Source organism: Desulfuromusa ferrireducens (genome assembly GCF_055389805.1).
In genome coordinates this window covers 2,770,096-2,789,530 of sequence record NZ_AP042415.1, presented here as the reverse complement: position 1 = coordinate 2,789,530, position 19,435 = coordinate 2,770,096, and the positions used below count along the sequence as shown (strand labels likewise).

The 19,435-nt window shown below is 44.5% G+C and carries 21 protein-coding genes; all 21 read right to left on the bottom strand.

The genetic code is table 11. The features are described from left to right. Positions 1 to 24: 24 nt before the first annotated feature. The gene (locus ACZ5PT_RS12555; RefSeq protein ID WP_464263379.1) at positions 25 to 552 is read right to left on the bottom strand and encodes a pilus assembly protein PilP; all 528 of its coding nucleotides are present in this window, start codon (positions 550 to 552) and stop codon (positions 25 to 27) included. Positions 553 to 577: 25 nt separating this feature from the next. Continuing rightward, entirely contained in the window at positions 578 to 1,156 is a 579-nt protein-coding gene (locus ACZ5PT_RS12550; protein ID WP_464263378.1) for a type IV pilus inner membrane component PilO, read from the bottom strand. A gap of 15 nt (positions 1,157 to 1,171) precedes the next feature. Next, positions 1,172 to 1,723 carry a PilN domain-containing protein gene (locus ACZ5PT_RS12545; protein WP_464263377.1) on the bottom strand — a complete coding sequence of 184 codons (552 nt, stop codon included), beginning with the start codon at positions 1,721 to 1,723 and terminating at the stop codon, positions 1,172 to 1,174. Next, positions 1,720 to 2,778 (bottom strand): type IV pilus biogenesis protein PilM, encoded by a 1,059-nt coding sequence (gene pilM, locus ACZ5PT_RS12540; protein WP_464263376.1) that lies wholly within the window; start codon positions 2,776 to 2,778, stop codon positions 1,720 to 1,722. Before pilM ends, ACZ5PT_RS12545 begins: the two co-directional genes overlap by 4 nt. A 52-nt stretch (positions 2,779 to 2,830) precedes the next feature. Beyond that, positions 2,831 to 3,040, bottom strand: coding sequence for a helix-turn-helix transcriptional regulator (locus ACZ5PT_RS12535; protein WP_464263375.1), 210 nt, complete (start codon positions 3,038 to 3,040; stop codon positions 2,831 to 2,833). 150 nt (positions 3,041 to 3,190) lie between these two features. Next, a complete protein-coding gene (locus ACZ5PT_RS12530) occupies positions 3,191 to 3,970 on the bottom strand; it encodes a prepilin peptidase (RefSeq protein WP_464263374.1) in 780 nt (259 codons plus the stop codon). A 288-nt stretch (positions 3,971 to 4,258) separates the two neighbouring features. Beyond that, on the bottom strand, positions 4,259 to 5,395 hold the full coding sequence (locus tag ACZ5PT_RS12525; protein WP_464263373.1) for a glycosyltransferase family 9 protein: 1,137 nt from the start codon (positions 5,393 to 5,395) through the stop codon (positions 4,259 to 4,261). Continuing rightward, positions 5,395 to 6,087 (bottom strand): class I SAM-dependent methyltransferase, encoded by a 693-nt coding sequence (locus ACZ5PT_RS12520; RefSeq protein WP_464263372.1) that lies wholly within the window; start codon positions 6,085 to 6,087, stop codon positions 5,395 to 5,397. The genes ACZ5PT_RS12525 and ACZ5PT_RS12520 overlap by 1 nt, the downstream gene beginning before the upstream one ends. Before the next feature lie 169 nt (positions 6,088 to 6,256). Continuing rightward, complete coding sequence (locus ACZ5PT_RS12515) at positions 6,257 to 7,630, bottom strand: hypothetical protein (protein WP_464263371.1); 1,374 nt, start codon at positions 7,628 to 7,630, stop codon at positions 6,257 to 6,259. Positions 7,631 to 7,632: 2 nt separating this feature from the next. Beyond that, positions 7,633 to 8,337 (bottom strand): hypothetical protein, encoded by a 705-nt coding sequence (locus ACZ5PT_RS12510; protein WP_464263370.1) that lies wholly within the window; start codon positions 8,335 to 8,337, stop codon positions 7,633 to 7,635. A 229-nt stretch (positions 8,338 to 8,566) separates the two neighbouring features. Next, positions 8,567 to 9,475: a glycosyltransferase family 2 protein gene (locus tag ACZ5PT_RS12505; RefSeq protein ID WP_464263369.1), complete on the bottom strand. Its 909-nt coding sequence runs from the start codon at positions 9,473 to 9,475 to the stop codon at positions 8,567 to 8,569. 9 nt (positions 9,476 to 9,484) lie between these two features. Then, positions 9,485 to 10,738 carry a hypothetical protein gene (locus ACZ5PT_RS12500; protein ID WP_464263368.1) on the bottom strand — a complete coding sequence of 418 codons (1,254 nt, stop codon included), beginning with the start codon at positions 10,736 to 10,738 and terminating at the stop codon, positions 9,485 to 9,487. Positions 10,739 to 10,740: 2 nt separating this feature from the next. After that, on the bottom strand, positions 10,741 to 11,598 hold the full coding sequence (locus ACZ5PT_RS12495) for a class I SAM-dependent methyltransferase (RefSeq protein ID WP_464263367.1): 858 nt from the start codon (positions 11,596 to 11,598) through the stop codon (positions 10,741 to 10,743). Beyond that, entirely contained in the window at positions 11,599 to 12,336 is a 738-nt protein-coding gene (locus tag ACZ5PT_RS12490) for a hypothetical protein (RefSeq protein ID WP_464263366.1), read from the bottom strand. A gap of 94 nt (positions 12,337 to 12,430) precedes the next feature. Continuing rightward, complete coding sequence (locus ACZ5PT_RS12485) at positions 12,431 to 13,831, bottom strand: GT99 family glycosyltransferase N-terminal domain-containing protein (RefSeq protein WP_464263365.1); 1,401 nt, start codon at positions 13,829 to 13,831, stop codon at positions 12,431 to 12,433. Between the two features lie 121 nt (positions 13,832 to 13,952). Then, the gene (locus ACZ5PT_RS12480) at positions 13,953 to 15,350 is read right to left on the bottom strand and encodes a polysaccharide pyruvyl transferase family protein (protein WP_464263364.1); all 1,398 of its coding nucleotides are present in this window, start codon (positions 15,348 to 15,350) and stop codon (positions 13,953 to 13,955) included. Between the two features lie 57 nt (positions 15,351 to 15,407). After that, complete coding sequence (locus ACZ5PT_RS12475) at positions 15,408 to 15,674, bottom strand: hypothetical protein (protein WP_464263363.1); 267 nt, start codon at positions 15,672 to 15,674, stop codon at positions 15,408 to 15,410. 62 nt (positions 15,675 to 15,736) lie between these two features. Further along, on the bottom strand, positions 15,737 to 15,958 hold the full coding sequence (locus ACZ5PT_RS12470) for a hypothetical protein (RefSeq protein ID WP_464263362.1): 222 nt from the start codon (positions 15,956 to 15,958) through the stop codon (positions 15,737 to 15,739). Beyond that, positions 15,940 to 17,292, bottom strand: coding sequence for a Coenzyme F420 hydrogenase/dehydrogenase, beta subunit C-terminal domain (locus tag ACZ5PT_RS12465; RefSeq protein ID WP_464263361.1), 1,353 nt, complete (start codon positions 17,290 to 17,292; stop codon positions 15,940 to 15,942). The genes ACZ5PT_RS12470 and ACZ5PT_RS12465 overlap by 19 nt, the downstream gene beginning before the upstream one ends. 3 nt (positions 17,293 to 17,295) lie before the next feature. Then, complete coding sequence (locus tag ACZ5PT_RS12460; protein WP_464263360.1) at positions 17,296 to 18,096, bottom strand: class I SAM-dependent methyltransferase; 801 nt, start codon at positions 18,094 to 18,096, stop codon at positions 17,296 to 17,298. 138 nt (positions 18,097 to 18,234) lie between these two features. Beyond that, complete coding sequence (locus ACZ5PT_RS12455; protein ID WP_464263359.1) at positions 18,235 to 19,428, bottom strand: ABC transporter ATP-binding protein; 1,194 nt, start codon at positions 19,426 to 19,428, stop codon at positions 18,235 to 18,237. Between the last annotated feature and the right edge of the window lie 7 nt (positions 19,429 to 19,435).

Sequence of the window (19,435 nt, the reverse complement as noted above, 5' to 3'; positions counted from 1 at the left end):
GTTTGGCTCGGCACACCCCCAAACCTACATCTGTATATAGCGATATTCCTTAAACTCTTTTCCGGTAAAGTTATCTACGCCGGTTTCCTCAACAACGACCTGATCAGGACTCTTCTCAATCCGCTGACCACTGGACTCGCTAACGACAACCGTTTTTGTTTCAATGCGCTTAACGACTCCACCATTGGCTCCGATCAGATCGCCAGGTTTAACGGTATAACCTTTCCCATCGGGAGCCTTTACCATCGCCCTTGGCGAGCCTTCAACAATCAAAAGAGCCATCAACCGAAACTGGCTCAATTCATACTTTTCTAACGGACCTTTATCTCTCTCAGCTTTACCATTCTTCTTATGAATTTGCTGAAAAAGCGGTACAAAAGGGTCACGACTTCTTGGGCTGTAGACAAACTTGGGTTTCGTTGTGACTTCTTTTATTTCGGCTTGTAGTGCCTCCGCGTCCTGAGCGAACCCTGACGTTGGAATACATCCTAAAACGGCAAAACCACATACAATCAATATGGACATCCGCAATAAACTAATAGCCCAAATCATCCCCGCTTACCACCTTTCTGAAGTATCATTGCCCACTCCCCTCGAGAAAACGGAAAGTAATTGCGCGACAATCAATAGAAAGTGTTGTTCGTCCATCAATTTCTTTAGCGCTGCCCATTTTAAGACCCTGGATATTTACTATCCTCTCCATATTACCCACAGCGTCGAAAAAAAGTGCGGCCTGGTGATAAGAACCCGAGAGCTTCAACTCAACGGGAACCTCGGCATAGAACCCCTTAGCAGCTTCGCCCTGCGGCTTAAATCGTAGAATATCCAGCCCCTTAGCCTTGGCCAATGCACCAATATTAGTTAACAGACTTGGGATTTCTTTCTTAAGAGGAAGTTCATCCAGAGCTTTATTCAACTCTTCCTGCAGTTTGAAATATTCTTCTCGGTAAACATCGAGTTTATCGGCAATCCGTTGATTCTTCTTCAAAAGAACCTGAGCAGAATCGCGCCGCTGGACAAAGCTATCGTATTCATCCACTTGTCCCTGATAAAGAAGAAAGTAAAACCCAGCAACAAGAACAACCATCAGTACCACGACAATCAGAGCTCTCTGATACATTGGTAGATTTAAAGTTTTCTCAACACGTGCGTCCATTAATTCAACCCCACCTTAATTGGGTTTTGGCTTTTCTGTTTGGCATTTGAGGGTAAACTTCTGCATTTTAATATCACCAACAGATGCCTGCTCCGTAATTGACAATTCGACATTTCTGAAATATGGAGAACGCTCCAAGCTATCCATGAAAATAGCAACGGTTTCTTCAGTATCTCCAAAACCAGCCAGATTCACCCTCCCTGAGCCTTCAGAAAACTGGGTTAACCATACCTTATTTGGCAAGGCACGGGCTAACTCATCGAGTAAATGTACTGGACCGGCTTTTCCATCCTTTAACTCAGTCAAAACATCAAGTTTCTGCTGCAGCTCTTTTTTCTTTTTCCCAAAATTAGCAACATCACCAAGCTTTTTACGTAATGCCGCATTCTTCTGGTCCAAATCAGAAAGCTCTGCCTTTATGTCACCAATGGCCAACATCTGCTGGACATAAATAGCTCCACAGCCGACACCAACCAGAAGGAGACAAAGAAATAGAATTGACAGCTGCGAACGTAGTTTTTCTTTTTTCTGAGCCGCCCTGACTGGCAGTAGGTTTATCCGAATCATTTGTCCCCCACCTTCCTCATTGCCAAACCAGTGGCCACAGAAAACATTGGACTGATTGCATTGAGGTACTCACTGTCGAACTCTTTTTCATTTATGGTCAGGTTGCGGAACGGGTTCGCGCGCTCAACGGGGATCCCAAGTCTACTCTCCAAGGCCTCCCGTATCTGGTCAGAGCTTGAAACACCACCAGTCAAATAAACCTTAGAAACCCTATCTTCGCTTGAGGTGGCAGTAAAGAAATCGAGAGAGCGCTGAACCTCCTGCACCAGATTTTCAATTGCGTCAGTCAACACCTCTTCGATTGAATCAGCATCTACATCAGCAATATCCCGGCCTCCTAACTTTGCCCTTTCTGCATCTTCGCTACTCACACCGAGTCGCTTTTGCAGTTCCTCACTCAGGAGATTTCCACCGGCCTGAATATCACGGGTAAAAACCGAAACCTCACCCTTAAGGACATTGACGCTTGTTGCGCTTGCACCCAAATCGATCAGCGCAACAACTTCATCATCGACAAAGCCATAATTATAATCAAACATATTCTCGACTGCGAAACAGTCAATGTCCATCACCACAGGCTCTAAACCCGCTTCAGAAAAAACGGCCACAAAATCGTCGACAAAATCTTTCTTCGCGGCAACCAGCATGACGTTCATCTGTGATGGGTCTTTAGAGTCAGGACCTATAATTTGAAAGTCTATATTCACTTCGGAGATATCAAATGGAATATACTGCTCAGCCTCCCACTGGATGGAAGACTCGAGCTCATCCTCCGTCATAATTGGCAGCATAATCTTTCGTATGATGACAGAATGTCCGGAAACGGAGGTGGCGACCCTCTTTGCCTTAACCTTCATCCCTACCATCAGATTTCCGATAGAATCCACTATAGACGTTGAATCCATGATGGTATTATCGACGATAGTTTCTGGCGCCAAAGGCATGATCCCAATATTTACCAAATGGAAATTACCGCGAGACTCTCGCAAGCGCACCAACTTCACAGCACTAGAGCCGACATCGATACCAACAATATCTTTTTTCGAGGCAAACATTTCTTATCCAGTCATAATAGAGTTACACTGAAACAAGCGACACAGGACGCTATTATACCTCTTCTTTCTCAGGGAATACCGTTTCTTTATCAGACAATTTATAACCAAGGGCAAGAATGATTTTACGCATAGTTTCCATTCGGCAAGGATACCCACGCTCAATACGTGTGATTGTCAAAGGAGATACGTCAGCCTTGCGTGCAAGCTCAGCCTTACTCATCAGTAGCGATTCGCGGATTTGTTTCACACTGTTCTGCAACATGCACATAGCCCCTGTATAGCAATACCAATCAAATTGTGCATAATTATAGGTCACTGTGCATCAATGTCAAGAAGTTTTAGATTAAACCAATAATCGTTTTTTTATAAATCTGAAAAAACCTTTAGACTGTATTAATAAATAGGCTGCAGATTAACGATAAAACCCCAAGTACCAGTTAAGTATATCCTGTCCCCAAAATAAATAAACCACTGCTGCTACGGCCAAAAAGGGGCCGAAAGGCAAAGCAAAACGGGAACTCCTGCCCTTAGCCACCATGAGTGGGACTCCAATCAATGTCCCTCCCAGCGAGGCGAAAAAGATTATCGGAAAAACAGCCTTCCAGCCAAGAAAAGCACCTATCATCCCCAATAACTTAATATCTCCGCCGCCCATCCCTTCGCGCTTTGTCAAAGTCTCGTAAAGCCAGGCGATTGCCAGCAAAAGCCCACCTCCAAGTAAAACTCCAAACAAAGAGTCGTACCAGGAAAGCCAAGGAATAGCGAATGAACAGAGGAATCCGATCGCAATTCCAGGGAGGCTGATGACATCAGGGATGATCTGGTGATCCAGATCGATGAAAGTGATGACCAGCAAGGTCGCGACAAACAGCCAGAAAACCGGTGTTGCTGAGCTAAGTCCAAAATGGAACAGAACGACAACAAAGAGAAGACCACTAGACGCCTCTACCAGAGCGTAACGAAGCGGAATCCTTACTTGGCAAAATCCACAGCGGCCACGCAAGAACAGATAACTGAGGATCGGGATATTTTGAAACCAACGGATCCGATTTCCACATTTCGGGCAGGACGATGGAGGTGAGACGACAGATTGACCGGCGGGAATGCGGTAAATGCAAACATTAAGGAAAGAACCGACGACAGCACCAAGAATAAAAGCGGATGTCAGAAAAAAATAATAGTCAAATAGCAAGAATCAATCCCTCACTGCATCAAAACCAGAAAATAACCACAATATCAATATCCCTCTAGGCACAGCAATCTCGCCGCACACTGGAACAAAAAAGAGAGGCAAATCTCACGAGCGGATTCTGCCAAAGCAGAGAGGTTATCTTGGCTGGTGCACTACGTCCCATCACCAACCATTCAACCTCATTAATTCGCGCAAGATGTGAATTTTTTCATACTGTAGGACGGAGCGTATATGTTGTCAAGTTGGGGAGCGATGAGTCGGGCACAGATAACAAGGTTCGAGCCCGAATCAGGCACCCATTGTCATAGAAACCAGCAATTTAGTCGCTTCACGAAAAACCTCATCGACAGTAATCTCCTGAATGCATTTCGCCCCAATTGGACATGGTGGGGTGGTCCCGAATTTCGTACAGGGAGAGCAAGACAGATGATGATTTACAGCGATGTGCAGATCTCCACAAGGAGCCCATTTCGCGGCAATCCCTGGACCAAACAAAGAAACTGTTCGCGTCCCGAGACCAACAGCAATATGCAACACACCCGAATCACCACTGACTAAAAGTTCTGCATCACGCAGAAAAGAAGCGGTCTCCATCAAAGAGGTTTTTCCAGCCAGATTGATTGCCGATGGTACTCGCGCAACGATCTCTTCTGCCGCAGCAACATCATCCATACCGCCGACAACCACAACGGTGCAGCCCGATGCAACAAACCTTTCAGCAAGCTCACCAAATCGCTGCCCCCCCCAACGTCGTTCCTCAATGCTCGCCCCAGGAAACAGAACAACGTAGTTTTTTCGATTTTGACCAAGCAGCTCTGCAGAATTTTTAACAGCAGCAGGAATTTGCAAGAATGGGCCAGAAAAAGATTCTGCGTGAGCAATTCCTAAGGGTTGAAGCAACCGTAAGAAGCTGCATAACTCATAGTCAGCGTGCGAGTAATCAACTACCGCCGTAAACATCCGCGCACGCTCGTTGGTCGCGAAGCCGACTTTGACATCACTACGGATTAAACGGGCAAAAACGGCAGAGAGTCGATGCCATTGTTCGCTATCTATAACAACGCTGTACCGACGAACCATAACGCGTATAAAATCGAACGGACGGTCATAACAATAGAGATGATTGACCTTGGGGCAAAGGTTAAAAATCCGAAAATTTCGACGTTCAGCAAGCACATCGATACTGGCATCAGGGTAGGCAGACTTAAGGGCGGCAATACATGGCATCAACATAACAGCATCGCCAATACCACCAGGGCGGATCAACAAAATCGACTGGACGGGACGACCGACAACCTTTCGAGGTCGCGGCAAACAAGCAGTTAACAGGCGCCCCACAATCGAATCAATAAGTTTGACCAACTTGATCTTCAAAGTTCCAAAACCACCACCAAGAACATTCGCCCCCCTAAATTGTAAACCCATCAAAATCTAGCAGTGCGCTGTAACAAGAAAACAACCGACTCTCCTGAACCTACTGGCAGCAACAATCGCCCAAGCAGAAACTGTAGAACGGTCCCCCATGCATATCTTAAATAGTCCAACCAAAGCCCTCGGTTGCTGTAGGGGTAATCCCAAAGTCCATCTGTTCCACTTTGAATAACGCAAAAACCATTACGTGAAAAAAATTCCTGCCACTCATCAGCCGTCTTTAAATTGATGTGGGTCGAATCACAATAGCCGCTCCAACCGCTTCCCTTAAGACGCATCCCTCGGCCACCTGCATCCGGCATCACGCACAAAAGCCGACCATCAGGCCTGAGGCTTGCGTGCAGTTTCCGCAATATCTCGACCAGATCATTATCTGGAATATGTTCAAATACATGCAAAGCCACGACACCGCTGAATGCGGATTTAGGCAGAGCGGATACACTCGCATGAACAGGAACCTCGGGCAACTCATCAATGAGCCGTTCTCGGCAATACCCTGATAACTCAAAACCGGCAACCGGCATATGTGCTTGCAAACGACGCAATAAAAAACCGGTTCCACAACCGAAATCGAGTACCGGCCCTGGTGCTAGCCAACGTCTTACCAGACGAGCATAAAACCAAAGCGCCGGTCGATCTTCCAACTGGCAATTCTGCTCATAATATTGCTCATCGAAATCATGCAAGTTCAGCTCCACAGGGCTTATTAAATAAGCTTTTCACCAGAAAAAAGGACTGCACGTTAATTCTTCTCCCAGAAACATACTGAAAATTTCGGCTTAAAAAATAACATGGGAACATTATGTCACAGGTATGAACGTAATGATTAGGGCCACCGCCCAGGCATGCCAACAGTCAATATTTCAAGATATGCTTGCGGTACCACTCAAGAAAACCGGAAGCTAGAAAAAGATTGTACCCCCTAGCCAAATACGATCGTCCTGATCTTATCAGGCTGGCTTGAGGCCAGAATCCACGAATTTTTTCCCGTCCCAAAACACACCTTATAAAACGTTTCATCCCCATAGGAGGAGCCAAGGGCTGGCAATCTCTCTCACGTATTTCGCCAGCCATGCGCCAATTACCATAAAGTTGAGCCTGCGCAGGAGTCGGCGTACAGATGAACGTCCGTAACAATTTCCTCACCATACGAGCCGACGGTTCCTTGCGGAAGGATGTAAAAGGTATGTACCGGGAAATTTGATCAGCATAAGAAACAGCGATTCGGTGATGATGATTTATCAAAGGAAGTACCCCGGAGTCCATGTCATCAAGGATCGGCATGACACACCTTTCCAGCTTTCGGTATCCGCTTGTCCGTCCATGGTCCGCACTACAGAGCATCTCGTAGCACAAGAAACTTGCTAGGCGATCATCTCGTCGCTCTCTCCGCCAATCGAACAAAAAGGCTTCTAGATGATTGTCACCTGAGGCGAACACTTGTTGGCCCAAACCCAGATAAAAACCCGTCAGTCCACCAGTCGGTTGCCCAGACACTTTAGAAAGAATAGAATTCAATGCATACTGCGATGACCCTCTCCAGCCCGTATCGACCAAAGCAAAAGGTTCATTTTCAAACATGCCCTCCTGATTGAGATAGGCGCAGGTCACATCGAAAGCCTGTTGAGAACGCTCTCTCACCAGACAACAAAAATCTTCGTCCGTCAGCAGGTTCTCTAATTGCCGCTGAAAATCAGGACACAAAGAAAGAACCTTATTTGACACCAAATCCTCAAGACCATATTGTTTCAGATATGGCCGTGTCAGTTGTTCTGACAAACCAAGGCGATGACAGATCTCCGTCCAACTGATCTCACCAGTGGTCCCCCAGGTGATCCAATGGCGTTCGAAGGCTCCCATTTTGTCAAAAGCAGGAAGAAACAGAGATTCTCTTGAGCAATAGAGATAACGAAGGTCGAGGTCCAGTTTCCAATTCTGCGCCAGAACTTTGGCGACACGAAACATCAATTGCCCATCTCGCGCTAGAAAGTAGAGCCGTTTGACACCAAGCTCTCTTGCCCGGAACAACACCCACCAGACAAACAGGAAGGTCATGGGCCCAATCACGCCTGAGGCTGTCATGATTGCAGTCGAATCCGCTTCAAACCGGGGGCTGTGGTTCAAACGCAATGAGCGCGAAAGACCAGCAAGCAACGAACACTGCTCCGCGGAGAAGCCTCCCTTGCTCATCTGCCTTTCATATGTATTTACACCCCAGTGCTCAAACATCACTAAATAATGAATCCCATGCGTAAACGAGCCTGCAAAATTTCTAGGAGATATCCAAATCGCCCCATCCCCGGACGCAAACGGTGCGGGGAAACCTGGGGGGGAATCCGTACACCAAGTTTTTTCGGGGTTCGGCAGTCGCTGTAAAGGTGATCACCACAGTGGACAAGATCTTGCGGCTCAAGGCCAAGATCTGCTATCGCCTTACGGAACAGGTTTCCTGACCCTTTTGTCACCCCTATATCTCCAGAAACATATAAAGGTTCTTCAATGGTTTTAAAGCTAAACTTCTCTAGAACTTGAGAGACAAAATCAGTAGGAAGATACATATCGGACAGAAAGACGATTCTCCCCTTTTTACGAGCATCGCCGACAATCTCAAGCGCACCATCTATTGGCACAAGCACACTTCGCTCCACATCCAACTCAATGGCCTTAAGCCTATCAACTGCAACGGAGTCTAAACAGTAAAGCTCAGCCAAGACTGAATAGATTTCGTCATATCCGACATCCTCCCTAGAACTTCGCCTGCGAGCGATAAACTCAGACCATACTCGTGCGCCCCAAAAACCTCTGGATAATGCCTGGGGAAACGCATGGTCACCACTACTTGAAAGCTTGCTCTGCACCAGCCAAAACACATCCTTAGGGTGAAAAACCGTACGTGTGACTAACGTATCGAACACATCAAAGGAGAAAACGGTCATGAACGAATCCTTTAGCCCGGACCCTACGCAGTGTCTATAAACCATACGGGCCCGTCAGACAGTAGTGCCCGTATTGGCCGTTGACTAAAATTGCCATTATATTTCACGACTATGACCCGCTGACCATATAAACACAGCAAGACACTATCTATAAACTATACTCCGGCCGTATCTGCCTGACACTAACCAACAAAGAGTCAAATCAGGGACAAAACTATATTCAGTTGAACTACTTATAGCTTTTACGGAAAAATAATCTTCGAAAATACTTTCCAACGATTGAGCCCCAATAGAGATTGCACATGAACCTATACAATAACTGTGCTGCGCTTTCCGACTTCAACTCTCGCGCATAATTAACCAAACAACCTAAACCACTAAGGCCATCATTAACCTCTTCCCTTAACAATTTATTCCTTATAATCGCGTCATACTCAATATGTTTATCAACTCCCTGAGTAACGGTGTTCCCATATTCGCCTTCATTCGTTGATATCCTGATATGATAATAGGCAAGGGGTTCACATATAAGCCCGATGTCTGACCTGAGTAAAAACCTCAAATTAAAATCCCAATCGCCTAAAACGGGAAGACTTTCATCATAACCACCCAAATCATCATATAGTTCACGTCGATAAACAAACGAGATTGGCGGAAACTGACAAACTCGCGCCATTCCAAAAAGATAAATTGACTTAAGGTGCCCGTTAAATGAAGTCCTAGACCACTCCTTACAGTTGTCGCCACCCATCACTTCTTCAACCCTAACTGAATGGGTGATGACCCCACCATATTTAGCTCCTCGCTCTGATTCAAGAAACCCTAACGTTTTTTCAAGAAATAGCCTATGCCAAGAATCATCATCATCATGGATAACAACATAACCTGATTTTGCTCGCCTTATTCCTAAATTGGATGCGGCCTCCATCCCGAGAGATTCAGAGTTATGAATAACAACGACATTAACACCTTTCCCTAAGGCGCTCTCCGCTATGTCATCAACAGGCCCCGCCTCTCCCCCGTCATTGACAATAATCCACTCAATTTCCTTATGCGACTGACACAAAACGCTCTTCAAGGCGCGCTTCAAAAGAATGTCACGATTTTTTGTTCTAGTAATTACTGCTACTGATGGCATTATGCATCCCTATCTACGATGTACAATCTTCACAAACAAACGCAAGAGACAGCAAAGAGAAACAAAAGAATTGTAAATAAACAAAACGAGCTTAGCTGCCCCCCCGCAATCGAGAACAATCTGCCCTTGTTTCCAAAGCGCTCTCCTTAAATTACCAAAAACACTAAAATAACTACCCTGGACATCCCTGCACGCAACAACAGGGACTGATACCTCTTTACCAAAATCAGCAGAACGAGCTCCCACTTGCAATATTTTCAAATCAATATCTGTAGGGTTCATTATTTTACGTGCAAGTAGCTTATAAGCCTTCCGAGAATTTAACCTAATGGTCGATTTAGATTCAGAAGGGTCAACTGACTGAAAATATTCCACAACACCAGCCAATACATGTTCATCACTAGCGGGCTGAACTAGCTGGTCAATATCCGCATTAACGTTATCCGGAACAACGGTTCCAGATACCAAATCTCTCAAATAACCTTCCGTACTATTTAGCGTTGGCTCTAATAGACCTTCTATCAAATGGTGATAGAAAAAAATCGCAGTAGATGGTGAGAATGGGTTGTATCCTGTACCCTCAACAGATATCCCAACAACATCAGCAAAGTGCCATTGGTAAGCCTTACTATAATTCCATTTCCCAAAATACAAGCCCAACCATTCAACCTGAGGAAAACTACGCATTAACATAGCTTGAGTATTGCCAGTCCATCCCGTATCGACCAGACAAAGCCTTCTCGATCCGCCGATAAGATCACTTAGATATTCGCCAAAAAGATCCCTTTGCTCAAGAGCCATCTCTGACAATTTCTGGCTCGCACAAACATCATCTTCTAGCAACGCTAAAAGGGTTCCCGATCTAACCAACTCTTCATATCTACCGCCATGAAAGCTGCCACTCTCCTCGCCCAGCAAGGCAAAAATCATTTTTTTTATCTTTAAACCGATAAACTCCTTTTCAATCAATCCAGATACATACTCTCGATCATCGTAAAGACAAGCTCTTGCGACAGAAAAACGAGAAACAAAAAAACATTTTTCTTCAACAAGTTCATCAATTAAGTGGATTTTTCGATAAAGGTCAAAAAGGTATTTTAAACGAAACCCACCTCGCGACATGAACAATAAGTTCCACTTAGAATCATAAGCTAAAGACAGGCAATATGAATGCAATAAATGACAATATTCATAAAAGATTGGACCTAAAATTTCGCAACCGAAGTCAAACCCAAATGAGGTGTGCTGTTTTATAGATCCCATAATTACAACTTTAAAAACTTCAAATAACTAATAATCTTCCTAAGCAAATTGTTAAATCCATAAAATTTAACATTATAGGTATTACGATAATTAACTATTTCAATTGAGGTACTTTTATTTGTTTGGCGATGATAAACATCGCAAATATTATTATAATAAACAGCATCATTTACAGCTTGTCTTTTTCTACCCAACAAACTACGGTTACAAACATCAAGGAATAGCTCTGGATGCACATAAGACAATAGCGTCGCTGCATCTCCCGGAATTTGACCAAACTTCTCCTTAGCGACAGCCTCTTCTACGAACAATATAATATTTTGACGATACCACCAGCATATATCATTATCAGTCCAAATCACCGGCCTAATACAATCAATTGGCACATAACCATGCTCCCTAAAAAGAATGGCCCAATACTCTAACCAATTTTCATTGACATGAGATGTCCCTCCTTGATATGGCAAAGCAGCAGAAAAAAGAACGATATCTGAAAGCCCAGCAAGAAACGCAACAAACTGCTCTGAATTGCATGGTTCTATATGTTCGGCAACCTCAAGGGACACTGCCAAGTCGTACCTCTCAGAGACATCCAATGCAAAACATTGATTAAGGTCATTCACAAGAAACTCAGATGGTTCGATTTCCAGCATATCCCGATCTACATACGCCCCATCAACACCCAAGACCTTTTTTGCCCCGAAGCGCTTAAACTCCGAAAGCCATGAACCACAGCCACAACCAATGTCAACAACGGATCTAGGCGTGAGATACTGATGCAATATAGGTATGATGTGACTTGCAGATATTTTACTTTGTTTCATTTGGTCACGATAAAAGGCTTTATTATACTCAGACATTTATAAAATCTTTCTACGTAGTTTGGCATTAGTAAAAGTATTATTTATAAATCGCAAAAGCCTAAAAGAAAATGCTCGATTGAGATGAAAGGCGTTCAACCCACACCTAATTGGATTGACATAATCAGATATATAATTATCACCAACATGCAATATTGCACTGGGACAACAACCTTCTTTTTCGCATATATGTTCAAAGATCCCTCCGAATCTTTTCGTTAAAGACAAATCACAACTAACATAAACATCACAATAAAAACCTCCTAAAAAATAAGACAATAGCTTTTCCAACAGTACCTTTGATAAATACGTATCACTGACTACAATAATTTTTTTATCTAAAGAAAAACTCTTTAAAATACTGAATAGCTCTAAATTTAGTGATAAATTTTCACATTCATAATGTACTTCAATATCCAAAAAGTCTTCTATCGGTACACGGCCATAGAAACCCAACATATTAAACATAACTTGAAATATACTAGAAAGATCTGGCTCTCGCTCCTTCGAACCCTTAGCCGCTGTCTGATACCTTATTTTCGCAGCAAATAACCGAGAACTCAACAAATCACATGGACTTATATTTATATCAAATGCTCGAAGGTGAGATGCCTGAAGTTTTGATATTTCATAAAATCTACACAATTCAGACTTAGTGTTTCTCAATAATAAAGTGTCAAACATATCAACACTTATGACACGAATATTGTCCAACAAACATTCTTCAAACTTATTCATTTAGGTTGACTTTAAAAAACATAACAGGTGCCCGCAATACCCAGTAGAATTTAAACATTGTAAAATTGCTCAGGTCAACAATCACCATTCAGCGTCACCTCCAAGAAAAGTACTTCGCCAAAAGACCTCTCCCCCATCGCAAAGGGGCCGTAATTTTCCAAGAGAGTGAAGATGTCAAATCTTCAACAATAGCCTCCTGCTCACGATAGCTGAGATACATCTCCTGTTTCTCAGATCTGGACCGAGCGAACAAACGCAGGAGTGCATTGCCATAAGTTGGAGGTAACGTCTTTATATATTCAAAATCAAGTGAGTCAGTAACTGAATTAGTAAGATAGTAGTAATCCAAGTGAAAAGTGTAAATCTCCAGCAATTCCGGGTTAGTCAATCTCCAGCGATAGTAGTTTATATCAAACAAAAATTCATAGGGTATAAGGTAGCAGAATATTAGGTAGTTCAGACAAATCAAATTTCCATGCTCATCTTCATGATCAACTAGCCCAGCGGAGAGCATTGAAAAGGGGCAATCACCCAAAATATATGTCGGTTTACCAAGTAAAATAGCTTCAAGCCCCACACTTGAATTCAACGTCAGTATTTTTCTGCACTTTAAGATAAATTCATGGGAAGACCTGGATTCGTCAATATCTCCAAAATCTGTCGTATAATCTTTCAAACCACCGGGATGCTTTCTCACAAGCACCTTGCCTGGGGATGCTATCTGTTCAGCCTCTCGAATAATCCTTGCGTTATCATAACCATTCGAGAATGCGACTACATTTGAATCATCTTCGATCTGCAAAGGCACCCCAACCGCATATTCGGGTTCGGAACTCGTGGCTTCCGGCAAGGGCAGGTCCATAATCAATGCCTTGATCTCCTCACGCGACAAAAGAGAAAAGCTTTCCTTGATCACGCAATCTCGGAACTCCCTTGAACCCCTGTGAGCTTCCGTCCAGCCATTGACACCCTCGAAATCAAAATTTGCCGTATGTTGATAATTCCCTTTCCTGAAAGGCCCAAATTCATTATGAATCAGAGGAATCCCCAGCTCAACGGTAGCAGCCTTGAGACTTGGACAATTGCACCAACAGAGAACCGCCTCAATCTGATGGGATTGCCCCAGATCCGTCAGAACCGTTTTTAATTCATCACGAAGGGGTGGATGCTCTTGAGTAAGCAGTAAACGAAACCTTTCAACTGCAGACTCAGGGTCCGCCCCTAGCCCAGTAAAAACATCCTTAGAAAGGACATGCTTGTTAAGGTCGGTAAGGTTTGCTTTTGATGGAAGGGAATACTCGCCATACCACTGGGCCCATTCATGAACATCCCAGCACTTGCCAGACACATAATAAGAAGGATCTTTAAAATAATCCTCTGAGGCAATGACAAATAGATCTTTCGGAGCAATATGATTGAGTGCTTTATACAGCACCCAAAGATAAGGAGCTTCCCGATTTCTTGAACCGTATGGGGACAGATACAGTACAAACATATTCAATCCTAGACTGGATAACCATGCCCTATGGCGTGCATGAAACCTAATGAAATAAAAACCATTTTCTCACCCACCAACCTGACGCTAACTAATTCCCCCGAGAACCTGCAGAGAGGTGTTACTTGTCAGATTTAGAAATATTATTTTCTGTCCAGATAGAGATGGCTTCACCCGCTCGCTCTCTCAGCCCAGAAATAATACTCCCTATATTTCGCTGGATACCCTCTTTTTCCTGAAGAGCGGCATCAATTCTCTCTACAATACTAGCTGATAGGCTCTCACATTCTCTCCCGTCAATCAAATACGCTTCCTGATTGAAGATTTTCATAGCACCAAGGTTTTTGTGCCAATAATAATCATCAAAAACTACCGAAACAACTGGAACACTAGCGGCCATGGCAAAAACAATCGGATGGTGTTTCAGGGTAAGACACAATGCAGCATTTTGAATCAGACCTACAGCGACAGCCGGTTCGTAACGATGCGGCGGAAGAAAAGATGACTGTTGCATATTTTCCATGACCCCACACATGGCTTCCTCGTCAGAGTGACACATAGGCACAAAAACAACATGCAGTTGGTGCGTCTCTATCACCAAATCAAGCACCTTGGCGAGTTCTACAACGAGAGTATTTGCCAATTCCGACGATTGCCCCCAGTAGTGGCAATTCACAGCGATATAGGGATCTTTCGGGGCCATACCGTGCTGTTCAAGACACAACATGACCTCACTAGCCGAAGCAGGCTCGAAAAACAGGGCATCGTCGAATGTGCAGTTGATCCTGTCCGCCGGGAACCCAATAGCGGTCAAATCTTGCGGCGAACCAGCATGATCCCGCAGATAAATCAATTCGACATATTTAAGCCCCCATTTTGCCAATTCCCTGCTAATGTTGTCCTGGAAAATCCCGATGGTTTGCCCGGACAGAACAGTCGGCACGCCAAGGGCATAGGCCAAACGTAACAGGAGCATATTGTCCCATAACCGGGTCAGCGTCATCCCCGTCAGATAGCCCCCACCAGACAAAAACAAGACATCTGAATTATTTAATTCATCCAACATCCTTGCCTGTCGGATCGAGAGTCCAAACGTAGGCAACCCTGCCCGAATCAGCCAAGTATTAAAGAGACAAAGTGCGGCAACAAGAAAGAACCTTTTTTTGAAAACCTTCTCCGAACCATAATATTGCATATCCCCTTTTCCGAACAGGGACGATCTTGGGGCTAACTCAGTTCGGATCGGACCATGAATTGCCTCGGTATATACAAGATCGGGAGTCAGAACCGTCAGACGACAGCCTGGAACGATTTTTTTCCAATACTGGAGATTGGCTGCCAGTTGGGCTTCATCACCAATGTTAGCATAACCGTAGCCCCCGGCGATCAGGACCTTGAGCCGCTTTTTATTAACCACCCGCCCCGATCGACGATAGCCGACGAAGAGAGTTCCGGCCTTTATTGCAGGAAATATTATTATGCGCCAAGGCCATGCTAATATTTTTAATAAACGGTCCATAACTTCACTTCGTATAAGCCGGTTGTTATTGGAATTTCTCGCGCACAAGTTAAAAAATCAAAGTATTACAACTGCGAGCTTTTTGAAATATCTCTTTATCGCGCCAGTCAGTCTTCCTCTTCGTCCCTCTACATGTAAGGTTTGATCGATAAACTCAGCTCTGATCAAAGTTACAATTTCGCGTAAAGTTTCCAGAGGGACATTCTCATTATTAAAATACAGAGCCTTTTCCCACGAAAAATCTGCTTTCAACAAATCGAGTTGCAAACGATCAAATTCAAAGTTCTCGGAAACCGCGCCCCTGCTTTCGAGTTCTTCCCACAAAACAGTTCCGGGAATGGGGTTAAATAAATAGAACCCGATGATCTGACACCGAGGATATCGGGTTAAAAATCAATAGCCTCTTCGTAATCGTCGACGATCCACAATTTTCCCTCTACGACAATCCCTTTCTGCAGAAGATAGGCAGCAAGATAGCTTACCCCCAAGAGCCTGACATTGAACTCCTCACCTTTGTAGCGTGCGCAATAAAGACATACCCGCAAACCTTTTTTGAGCCCTCCTCTTGTCTCATTGGTTCCGGATAGGTTCATCTCGCTAATTTCCATCGTTTCAAAAGCTTCCGCAGGCCAAGCCATTCTCCCTGAAGTGGTGATACCAGGAAAAGTAAGCTTTTCACCGGCACCCTACCGAATCGAAAATAGAAGAAATTTGATAATTCCATCAGCGACCAAAGCCGCCAATATTCATGACTGTCTCGTGATAACCAACGCCTACGCCACCCCAGGGATGGATAACTTTTATCCAATTCTTGCTTGATGATTCTTTTCCAAACCAAACGATCACGAACCTTTACGTGCTTGAAAACCGGCGTCACTGTTTGAGAGATAAAAACTTCATCAGCGTCGCATTTCTCAAGAAATAAAAGGTTATTATCCTCCATACGAACAAGATGGTCTACAATTTCACTATTATTGACGATGACGAGAGAGGTTCCGAGAGGATCCCCACTCAACCTACCCCAGGCATCCTTCACCGCGATATCAGCATCGACTCCGTAAAAATCGGGGCAATAAAGACAGCACTCCTGAGCAAAAAAATAATTCCGCCACATGTCTGTAAACGCTGTTGCATATCGATTCCTTCTTATCTCACGATCAGGCAGTTCCAACAGGTTATTAAAATTATTTGCATCCTTGATCCCCACCTTGTCACGCAAATTAATCCGAAATGGGACGTCCTTCTCAACTCCTTCTTTACTGGCCAAACAATCGGCAAAGGTGCCCGTCACACTCTTCCCGCAAACTAGACAGATTTTGTACCTTATTTTTTCCAGCAGATTTGAGGGGAGTCGGACAATCCCGCGCAACAAACAGGGAACACCCACAACCGCAAAAAAACCATCACTTTCCCGCAGTTCGTCAAGAACCTTGTCGTAACACATTGGGTGGTAATGGGAGCTTCGAGCGCGATCGAGGTCTTCAGCAGAGCGAAAAATCTGCATCTGGAAATGAGGTTCACCCATTTCTCCCTCTACCGGCAGGGAGGCCAGCACACCATCAACGGCCCCAGACGTGAGAAGATGTTCTAACAATGCACTTGTCACGCCACCAGATGCGGAACGAATTCTTTTGGCTTCGTCTTTATCGTGAGCAATAAAATATGTACCATCCTGCGGGAGCCCGAACCTTACTCCTTGAGCCTGTGCGGCAAAGGCATACTCTCCGATACATTGGGGGGTGTGGGGACAAACCAGTCGGCAATGGCCACATTGCGTACAACAGTCATCATCGACTTTCGGATACCAGGTTCGGCGAGTGTCCCAAAGCATCGTAATTGCCGATTCAGGACAAGCAACAGAGCAGAGACCACAACCGATGCAGAGATTACTTCTGGTAATCTCACTAATATTCAGTTTATACGCCTTATGCAACAGGCTCATGCTTTACCTTCCGGGTTTCCTGATCACAACGGACAAGTGGGTTCCCCCAGCTATCTTTGATGCGATCTTATCGCCAATAAAATCGGATATTTTCTGGGTGAGCGTCCAAGATGAATGATACGGCGAATAAAGAGGATCCGTCAGTGGGAAGGTTGAGATATCAGCTTCAATTTTTTTATCAGCCAGAAACCTTTGCATGCCTTTTCTGGAAACGGCCCAAAGATGCCTGGGTGGGTCTATCCCGTGGAGCATTTCACCTGACAATAGTTTCAGCACAACTTTTACTCTGGAAATACGACCAGACCTGCTAATAGTCCCAACTCGGCTTTTCAAATTCGAGTTGGGATACGCAAAGTACTCCAATGAATCACCGTTTGGACAAATGAGCAGCATTGTACCGTTTTCGGCGAGGAGATCAGTCATTTTCAGAATAAAAGCAGTTGGATCGACCAAGTGTTCAATGAGATGCCGGCACATAATAAAATCATACTTGCCTTTTTGTACATTCAACACGGCGGCATCCTCGTTCAAAACATTCTTCAACCCGACCTTTGCTCTTGCAAATTCGCAAGCCTCACCATCCAAGTCAATGTAGGTACTAGCTCCATAACCGGAGACTTCAAATGCTTTTGCATAAAACCCTCCGCCCCCGCCGACATCAAGCATTTTCAAACCAACACTTTTGGACAAACCGAGCTGAGAAAAAAGCTGTGGAGCGCTCTTTAGTATGGTCTCCAAGTTAGAGATGTTCGCACCGAAAAGGAACCCCTTGTAAAACTCCCGCAACACGATCTCATTCGGCATCGGACAAACCTGACCGGTCCCGCAGGATGCGCACTTGCAAACAGCATAGTCTCCCATCGTGTAAACGGAAGTAGCCTCTCCTTTACAAAAGAGGCATTCGCGATTCAGGTCCCGTGTACTCATAAATCATCACACATTCTAAGTTAACTGCCAACGGCCCTTAAACTGGACTGAAGCCCCGCCACAAAAGTTACCAACGACCTCAAATTTTTTACCTGCATACAACCAATACAGTTGCCGATTGTCGGTCTTGTCATAAACGATCAGATTGAGGTAGTAAACACCAGGATTCAAATCCAAGTTATCGATTTCCAGACGAACCCGCTTGCTCTTACCTGAACACTTAAGCTTCACATTATTGTAGGAAGAATGGCACTGTGCTGCTAAGGCACCATCCAATCCCATAAAGGTGGCTGACAACGAAACCTCTTCATACTGTCTCGAGACATGGAGGTCGAATTCGAGCACAAAAAGGGCACACCAATCGAAGCTATCGCAGGCAACATTATCATGATCAAGCAAGCTAATATTTTCAACTTCAGTGTTCTCATCCCCCCTAACCACCTTGCCCTTATGCTCAAACAGAGAGTTATACTCAGCGATTGCCTGTGGGGGCTCTCCATGAAAAACATTCCTTCCACGATTTAATAGAAGGGCAGAACTGCTCAACCTGTTGACAAAATACATCTGGTGAGAAACAAAAATAACCGCACATTTTTCAACCAGATCAGCCAATCTCGAGTAGCATTTTGACCGGAACCCAACATCTCCAACAGCCAGCACCTCATCTATAAGCAAAACTTCTGGCTCTATTTGTGCGGCGATTGCAAAACCAAGTCGGACCTTCATTCCCGAACTGTAACTCTGCACTGGCGTATCAATAAATTCTTTCATCTCAGAAAATTCGATGATTGCATCAAGCTTGGCATCAATTTCCCGCTTGGACAGCCCAAGTACGGACCCGTTCACATAGATGTTCTCCAAGCCTGTTAATATCGGGTTAAAACCTGCGCCAAGCTCAATAAGGCCACCAACCCGTCCACGCATAGTAATTTGTCCGCAATCCGGTTTGATCAAGCCATTGAGCATCTTCAGGAGAGTACTTTTGCCAGCTCCATTTGGCCCAATCAAGCCCAGGCATTCCCCACGTTTTAAATCGAACGATACATCATCAACCGACCAGAACTCACCTGGACGCAATTCATCATGTTGCCCCTGAATATTGAACATATCGGCCGCAACATCCTGCACCCCGTACCAAAGGGAACGCTTCAGCGTACGGCAAAACTTTTTCGATACATTTTCAACTTTGACCAAGACATCGTCACTCATTTTCATC